At 37.6% G+C, this 1,844-nt stretch carries 3 protein-coding genes; 2 read left to right on the top strand and 1 reads right to left on the bottom strand.

Going from position 1 to position 1,844, the window contains the following annotated elements:
- Positions 1 to 200: 200 nt before the first annotated feature.
- A complete protein-coding gene (locus tag AAEY57_RS19100; RefSeq protein ID WP_350608563.1) occupies positions 201 to 545 on the top strand; it encodes a hypothetical protein in 345 nt (114 codons plus the stop codon).
- Positions 546 to 681: 136 nt separating this feature from the next.
- Complete coding sequence (locus tag AAEY57_RS19095; RefSeq protein ID WP_033104236.1) at positions 682 to 936, top strand: hypothetical protein; 255 nt, start codon at positions 682 to 684, stop codon at positions 934 to 936.
- A 137-nt stretch (positions 937 to 1,073) separates the two neighbouring features.
- Here the strand turns inward: AAEY57_RS19095 and AAEY57_RS19090 are convergent, their stop codons facing one another.
- Positions 1,074 to 1,727, bottom strand: a complete 654-nt coding sequence (locus AAEY57_RS19090) for a DUF6058 family natural product biosynthesis protein (RefSeq protein ID WP_008115283.1) — start codon at positions 1,725 to 1,727, stop codon at positions 1,074 to 1,076.
- Positions 1,728 to 1,844 lie beyond the last annotated feature (117 nt).

The following is a 1,844-nucleotide window of genomic DNA, read 5'->3' as shown; positions in this document are numbered from 1 at the left end:
CTGGTTTAGCGCCGAATGAATCTGAGATTAGATATCAAGATTCTAAAACTGTGGCCAAAATTAGTTGACCACTACACTACAAGGTTTTATCTGGTGTTGATGGTAAAAGAATCCCAGATTCAAGGAAGTACAATTTATCGTCCCTAATTTTATCTATATACGGTAAGGGCTGTGTTGAGCACCCCAGGATGGCAAGTTTCATGAAATTAAATGACGGCGAGCATCGTGATAATTTAGCTGGAAAAGAAGAAGTTGATGCTTTTGCAGCAAAAGAGTATGTTAAGCTACATAAATCCACAATGTCTAAAGCATATTGGTTCCAGCATATGTATTATCTTCTACAAAAAAACAAAGTAAATGTGCATAATAAGAACTGGGGTAATAAGGTAAATACTTTTCTAGAACGTCCGACGGTTAAAGCACTAGGCTTTGTAGCTGTTGTGTTTTCATTATTTCAAGCGGCTCAAATTGGTTATTCCACTCTAGAGCTAGAAGAAAAAAATGATAGTAAAGCGCAAGAGCAAACCAAAAAGCCAATAAGATGAAATAAAAATTGTTTTCTCTGTTTAGCTTTACTCAATACTCTAGCGTTCTAATTGAGCGCGATCAGCTCGGTGAAAAATGATAATTATCTCGAGATTTCTAAATAAGACTGAAAAAGTAGAGTATTACTTTGCAATCATGCCAGACAATATGGAACGCCCGTTTATTTTTGGAGCTCAAAGTGCTGTTCCTAAGCTGCCTTCAATTGCTCAGTGGGGGGCATCTTCAAGATTTGGACTTGATAGTCTTGATACCATTGAAGGAAAGTTATGGAAAGATTGGCGCTTTTCTTTAGAAATGCTTGGTGCCTCATGGGTAATACCAATTATTGAAGAGTCAGTAATAAAAGATGATGTATCTCATGCGGTTAATGAAATCATATCTAAATCGTAAATCTGCAATTAACAAGGCGTAGTTGTCGGACTGTTTGTCTCGTTGCACTAAAAATAAGCCGCAAAGCACAGTGTTGGCATTGTTTAATAAAACCAACAATCCATACATAGCTAAACTCCTCAGCCAAACACGACCCTTTACTTAATCGATAAGTCGTATTTTAAAATAAGGGCATCAATATAGCGGCTACGTAATGTGAGTTGCTTTTCGTGATCGGCGCCATGGCTAAGGGCTTTATTTAGAAGCTTCATGGCAGGGTGAATGCGGGTGCGCTCATCCTTATCTAAACTGGCTTTGCTGCGCAGTTCGGTTATATCGTCTACTAATAATCTGCCAATATCCACAGCCACAATTTCATCAATTAGGCCATTTTGGGTGAGCACGCCATATTTGCTGCATAAAAACTGTTGCCACACTTGCTGTAAATGCTCTTCTATTTCACAGCCAAACAATTCTTCGTTAAATATAAAGCCTTGCTGTGCAAGCTTAGCCAAGCACTGGGTATAGTGCTGGGCAAACAGATTAAAAGCTTGGTTAGATGACTCAATTTTTTGCTTAACTAATCCTTGCCCCCAATTTACGCAGCCACGGGGATAATAATCGTCGTATTCTTCACATTCATATAACCCTGAATAAGAGCTGCAGCTCATTTGATTTTTAATGCAATAACTGGGTTTAGGGAAAATGCTCTGTGCTTGCCAATTTTCAAGAGTTTCAGTGTCTATGTTGAGTGCTTGGCATAACTCATCAGTGTGATAAAAGTGAGTGCTTAAATAGTCAGATAAACGCATAGTGGCTCGCTTAATAGTAAAAAACAAAATACTGTTTATTTATGGCTGTGATCCATTTCTGTGTTGATAGAATAAAATTTCAATATTAATCAACAATTAAAAGAATTCGTCAAAAAC

Origin of the sequence: Pseudoalteromonas sp. MER144-MNA-CIBAN-0113, assembly GCF_040308965.1 — a bacterium.
Classification (GTDB): Bacteria; Pseudomonadota; Gammaproteobacteria; order Enterobacterales; family Alteromonadaceae; genus Pseudoalteromonas; species Pseudoalteromonas tetraodonis.
Note: the sequence above shows the minus strand (reverse complement) of the source record. Positions and strands in the feature narration are given on the sequence as shown.

Coding starts and splice junctions, on each gene's coding strand:
- AAEY57_RS19100 (WP_350608563.1), top strand. CDS start 201: ATGAAATTAAATGACGGCGAGCATCGTGATAATTTAGCTGGAAAAGAA.
- AAEY57_RS19090 (WP_008115283.1), bottom strand. CDS start 1,727: ATGCGTTTATCTGACTATTTAAGCACTCACTTTTATCACACTGATGAG.
- AAEY57_RS19095 (WP_033104236.1), top strand. CDS start 682: ATGCCAGACAATATGGAACGCCCGTTTATTTTTGGAGCTCAAAGTGCT.